At 72.7% G+C, this 5,010-nt stretch carries 4 protein-coding genes and 1 pseudogene; all 5 read right to left on the reverse strand.

The features are described 5' to 3' along the window. Window positions 1–128: 128 nt before the first annotated feature. Window positions 129–1,064: an ABC transporter permease gene (locus AB0J52_RS27015; protein ID WP_500185127.1), complete on the reverse strand. Its 936-nt coding sequence runs from the start codon at window positions 1,062–1,064 to the stop codon at window positions 129–131. Between the two features lie 19 nt (window positions 1,065–1,083). Next, window positions 1,084–1,851: an ABC transporter permease gene (locus tag AB0J52_RS27020; RefSeq protein ID WP_500185129.1), complete on the reverse strand. Its 768-nt coding sequence runs from the start codon at window positions 1,849–1,851 to the stop codon at window positions 1,084–1,086. A gap of 28 nt (window positions 1,852–1,879) precedes the next feature. Further along, window positions 1,880–2,866, reverse strand: coding sequence for an ABC transporter substrate-binding protein (locus AB0J52_RS27025; protein WP_500185130.1), 987 nt, complete (start codon window positions 2,864–2,866; stop codon window positions 1,880–1,882). Window positions 2,867–3,135: 269 nt separating this feature from the next. Further along, window positions 3,136–4,482 carry a flavin-dependent oxidoreductase gene (locus AB0J52_RS27030; RefSeq protein WP_500185131.1) on the reverse strand — a complete coding sequence of 449 codons (1,347 nt, stop codon included), beginning with the start codon at window positions 4,480–4,482 and terminating at the stop codon, window positions 3,136–3,138. Between the two features lie 10 nt (window positions 4,483–4,492). After that, a pseudogene (locus AB0J52_RS27035) lies at window positions 4,493–5,010 on the reverse strand (hypothetical protein); the annotation flags it as partial.

Raw genomic sequence — 5,010 nt, forward strand, 5'->3', positions numbered from 1 at the left:
GTTGATGCCGACGCCGAGCGGGCGCAGCTCGCGCGCCCGGTCGACGATCCGGGGGGTGCCGCCGGCGGCGTGCAGGGCGAGCGCGGCGGTGAGCCCGCCGATCCCCGCGCCCGCGATCAGAACGTCCATCACGCCTCCCGCGTGTCGTTGCGGCGGGCGCCGGCGTGCCAGGCCAGCACGCGGCTCTCCACCAGGTGGAACAGCAGGTTGAACAGGCAGCCGAGGACGCCGAGCAGCAGGATCCCGGCCCACATCTCCGGGATCTGGAACTGCTGCTGCGCGTCGATGATGTGCGCGCCGATGCCCTGGCCCTGCCCGACCAGCTCGGAGATGACCATGATGATCAGCGCGAACCCGAGGCTGGTGCGGAGCCCCGCGAAGATCTTCGGGGTGGCGGACGGCAGCGTCACGCGCAGCAGCCGGGCCGCCGGGCTGAGCCCGAACACCCGCGCCGAGTCCACGTGCAGCGGCTCGACCGCGCGGACGCCGTCGATCGTGTTCAGCAGGACGGGCCAGACCGCGCCGTAGGCGATCACCGTGATCTGCATGGGGCCGCCGATGTCCAGCAGCGCCAGCAGGAACGGGATCAGGGTCGGCGGCGGCACCGAGCGGAAGAACTGCAGCGCCGGGTTCAGCAGTCCCGCGACGGTCCGCGAGACGCCGATCGCGACTCCGAGCACGACGCCGCCGACGGCCGCGATCGCCCAACCGGTGAACAGGTCGGTGAGGCTCGGCTTGAAGTCGTCCAGGGCCGTGCCGTTGAGCATCAGGTGCGCGGGCGGCCCGTCGAACCACAGATGGGCCGTCGCCCGGACGATCTGGGACGGCGGCGGGAAGAACGCGCTCCCGGACGTCCGGGACGCCAGCTCCCACAGCCCGGCGAGCAGCACGAACAGCCACACCCGCCCGAACCCGGACCACAGCGCCGTCCGCACCGCCGTCGCGACACCGCCTCCCGCGCCGGACCGGCCGCCGCCGGACCGGCCTCTGCTCGACGGGCCGCTGCCGGACCGGCCGTCGCGGGCCGTCCGGCCGGGACGTGCCGCCGCGCGGCCGCTCGTCATGCCTGCCACGGTCCCTCCCTCATGAGCCGGTTCCGGTGTGCCAGCGGAAGGCGACGCGGCCGAACGCCACCAGCAGCAGGTTGGCGGCGAGGCCGAGGACGCCCGCCCAGACCGCCCCCGCGAGCATCAGGTCGGGACGTCCGCCGCCGGTCTGGCTCTGCGCCAGGTAGCCGCCGAGGCCGCTGCCCGCGCCCGCCACCAGCTCCGTCGAGACGACCACGACCAGGCCGACCGACGCGGCGATCCGCACCCCGGTCAGCACGAACGGCGCGGCGCTCGGCAGCGCCACCCGCAGCGTCACCGCGGCCCGGCCGAAGCCGAAGCTGCGCAGGGTCTCGGTCGCGAGGGGGTCGACGTCCCGCAGCGCGTACAGCGTGTTGATGAGGATCGGCCAGGTCGCCGCGTAGCAGACCAGCGAGGTGGTGCTCTGCGTGGTCGAGCTGAAGGTGACCAGCGCCAGCGGGATGAGCGCCAGCGACGGAATCGGCCGCATCAGCTCCACCACCAGCCGGGCGGCCCGGTTCAGCCACGGGGTGGCGCCGAGCACCAGGCCGGCGGCGACCGCGACCAGCGTCGCCAGCGCCAGCCCGGTGAACCACGAGCGGAGCGTGTCGGTGAGCTGGGTCAGGAACTCCGGGTCGGCGACCAGCCCGGCGGCGCGGCGCAGGACGGTCGAGACGGGCGGCACCTGGTCCCCGTCCACCAGGCCGGACCGGGTGAGCAGCTCCAGCGCCGCCACGGTGCCGAGCGCTCCGGCCGCGCCGAGCGCGGCCGGGTGCGCCCTCATCGGGACCGCTCCGCGAGGGGCGGGACGGTCACGAGTTCTCCAGCACCATGGTGTTCACGGCGAACGGCTGCTTGAGGTAGCCGAACTCCTTCATGACGTCCGCCACCCGCTGGAGCCGCACCGCGTTGGTGGAGGTGGGGAAGCCGTTCATGCTGATCACCTGCACCAGCTGCGGGTCGAGCTTGGTGAAGTGGCCCATCGCCGAGGCGAGGATGGCCCGGTTGCCCGCGTCCGCCTGCGCCTTGCGGAACGCCCGCTGGAACGCCGCGACCGTCTTCGGGTTCTTCTTGGCGAACGCCTCGGTGCAGTCGAAGCCGGTGATCGGGAAGTCCTTGGTGGGGCCCTGCGCGAAGTCGGTCAGCAGCCGCGCGCCGAGGTCCTTCTGCACCTGGGTGACGAACGGCTCGGGGACCGCGATCGCGTCGACCTTGCCGCTCTTCAGCAGCTGCTCCTGGTTGGGGAACGGCGCGACGATGACCGACTTGTCCTCGTCGATGGTCACCTTGTAGGGCGCGAGGGTCGCGCGCAGCAGCAGGCTGTTCTGGTCGCCGCGGGCGTTGGTGCCGATCTTCTTGCCCGCCAGGTCGGTGGGGGACTTGATCGGGGAGTCCTTGGGGACCAGCACGCCGTTCAGCGCCTTGCTCATCGAGGACGCCTCGGCGACGATCTTCAGGTGCAGCAGGCCGGAGGCCTGGGCCTTGATGACGCCCACGTGGCCGCCCTGCGAGATGTCCAGGCTGCCGCCCTGGAGCAGGGGCATGCCCTCCGCCGCGCCGCGGATGGTGCGGATGCGGACGTTCAGGCCCTCCTGCTTGAAATATCCCTTGTCAATGGCGATCTGCACGCCGGCGCCCTCGGTGATGGGCATGACTCCGACGGTCAGATCGGTCTTCTCCAGGCCCTTGTCGTTCTTGCTCTCCCCACCGCCGCCGCAGGCGGCCAGGGAGAGGGTGAGCGCGAGACCGGTGGCCAGTGCGCCGGCCGCGGGGGTGCGGCGCATCCGGGCGAACCTCATGCGGGCTCCTTCGTCAGATCCGGGGGTTCGGGGGGAAGGTGTGGCCGCCCCCGGGCGGCCGACCGTCGGAGACTGTAGCGCAGCCGAAATTGCGTGATCATTTCGGTCATGAGGGGTTGATTGAGCTGTTATGTCGCCGACCGTCCATCGCCCGACAACGCTGTGCATACCCCCTTGGTCAAGCCAGTCAAGAATGGCCTGGGAACGGCGAAACCCCCGCCGCGCCGGAGCGCGACGGGGGTTTCGGGCAGAGAACTCGCCGGTTAGGGTCAGCGGTTATCGGTCGCCGGAGTCCCGGTCCGGACGGAAACAGGACCGGTTTCGGACGCCTTCAATTCGGATTCGGTACCCGCGACTCTCGCCAGCGTGTAGGAGGGGCGCTCGTTGAGCGCGGCCACGTCCAGGAAGGACGTCTGCCGGTACGCGCCCGCGATGCTCTCCAGCTCGTGCGGCGACAGCACGTCCTCGATCTTGTGGAAGCCGTCCGGCGCCCGCTGCTCGACGGTGTGCAGGACGCGGTCGGCGGGCATGTCGCGGCACGCCAGCACGATCGCGTTGACGGTCTCCCGGCGGGCCGCCTCGTACTGCGCCAGCCCCTCGTCCGGGTCGCCCGCGCGCGCCAGCTCGTAGGCCAGCGTCCGCGCGTCCAGGACGGCCTGGGAGCCGCCGTTGGACCCGATCGGGTACATCGGGTGGGCGGCGTCGCCGAGCAGCGTGACGCGGCCGTGCGTCCAGCGCGGCAGCGGGTCCCGGTCCACCATCGGGTACTCCAGGATCCGCTCCGCGCCCGCCAGCAGCGCCGGGACGTCCAGCCAGTCCCACTTCCAGCCGGCGAAGTGGGGGAGCAGCTCCGCCAGGTCGCCGGTCCGGTTCCAGTCGGCCGTGCCGGCCGTCTCGTCCGGCGACTTGACCTCCGCGACCCAGTTGAGCAGCGCGGTCCCGTGCTCGCGCTCGTGCCGCGCCGACATCGGGTACACCACGAGCTTGGTCGTGGCGTTGCAGCCCGCCACCAGCAGCGACCGGCCGTCCAGGAACGGCTCGGCCGGCGTGGCGCCGCGCCACATCCGCACGCCGTTCCACTTCGGCGCGCCCTCGTCCGGGTACAGCGTCTTGCGGACGGTCGAGTGCAGCCCGTCCGCGCCGATCAGCACGTCGGTCTCGACGACCTCCTCGACGCCGGTCGCCCGGTCCCGCAGCGTCGCGCGGACGACGTCGCCGGCCTGCTCGAACCCGACCAGCGCCGTCCCGGTGCGGACGCCGTCCGCGCCGAGCCGGTCCAGGACCGCGTCGAGCAGCGCCATCTGCAGCTGCCCCCGGTGGATCGAGTACTGCGGCCAGCGGTACCCGAGGGCCGTGCCGCGCGGCTCGGCCCAGATCAGGCCGCCGTGCCGGTCGTGGTGCACCATCTGCGAGGTCGGGATGCCGATGTCGGCGAGCTCGTCGCCGAGCCCGAGCTCGGTCAGCTCGCGCACCGCGTGCGGGAGCAGGTTGATCCCGACGCCGAGCGGGCGCAGCGTGGTGACCGAGTCGACGACCCGCGCCGCGATGCCGTTGGCGTGCAGGCCGAGCGCGGCGGTCAGGCCGCCGATCCCGGCGCCGACGATCAGTACGCGCATCTCTCTCTTCCTACTCGGTGTCCTTGCGGAGCGAGGCGGCCTCGACGACCGTGCCCGCGCTCTTCCGGCCGCGCCGCACACCGCGCTTCCGGCCGCGCTTGGCGTCCTCGGCCTGCTCGGCGTCCTCGGCCCGCTCGGCGTCCGCGGCCTGCTTGGCGTCCTCGGACGGCTTGTCGTCTTCGGACGGCTTGGCGTCCACGGGCTCGGTCTCGGCCTCGGCTTCGGCGGCCTCGACCTCGGCCGGAGCCTCGTCCTCGGCCTTGCCCTCGTCCACGGTCTTCGCCTCGGCTGAGTCCGCGTCCGTCTTGGCGTCCGCGTCCGTGACCTCGGCCTTGGGGTCGGCGTCCTCGCCGGGCTTCTCGTCCGCCGCCTCTTCCTCCCCCTTCTCCTCCGCCTTGTCCTCGGACGGCGCGCTCTCGGCGGGCTCGGCCTCGACGACCGTGGCCGCGCTCTTCCGGCCGCGCCGCACACCGCGCTTCCGGCCGCGCTTGGCGTCCTCAGGCTGCTTGGCGTCCTCGGGCTCGGTGC

Source organism: Spirillospora sp. NPDC049652, assembly GCF_040675125.1.
Classification (GTDB): domain Bacteria; phylum Actinomycetota; class Actinomycetes; order Streptosporangiales; family Streptosporangiaceae; genus Spirillospora.

Excerpts from the sequence above, each read along its gene's own strand:
- AB0J52_RS27015 (WP_500185127.1), bottom strand. The coding sequence starts at position 1,064 with ATGACGAGCGGCCGCGCGGCGGCACGTCCCGGCCGGACGGCCCGCGAC.
- AB0J52_RS27020 (WP_500185129.1), bottom strand. The coding sequence starts at position 1,851 with ATGAGGGCGCACCCGGCCGCGCTCGGCGCGGCCGGAGCGCTCGGCACC.
- AB0J52_RS27025 (WP_500185130.1), bottom strand. The coding sequence starts at position 2,866 with ATGAGGTTCGCCCGGATGCGCCGCACCCCCGCGGCCGGCGCACTGGCC.
- AB0J52_RS27030 (WP_500185131.1), bottom strand. The coding sequence starts at position 4,482 with ATGCGCGTACTGATCGTCGGCGCCGGGATCGGCGGCCTGACCGCCGCG.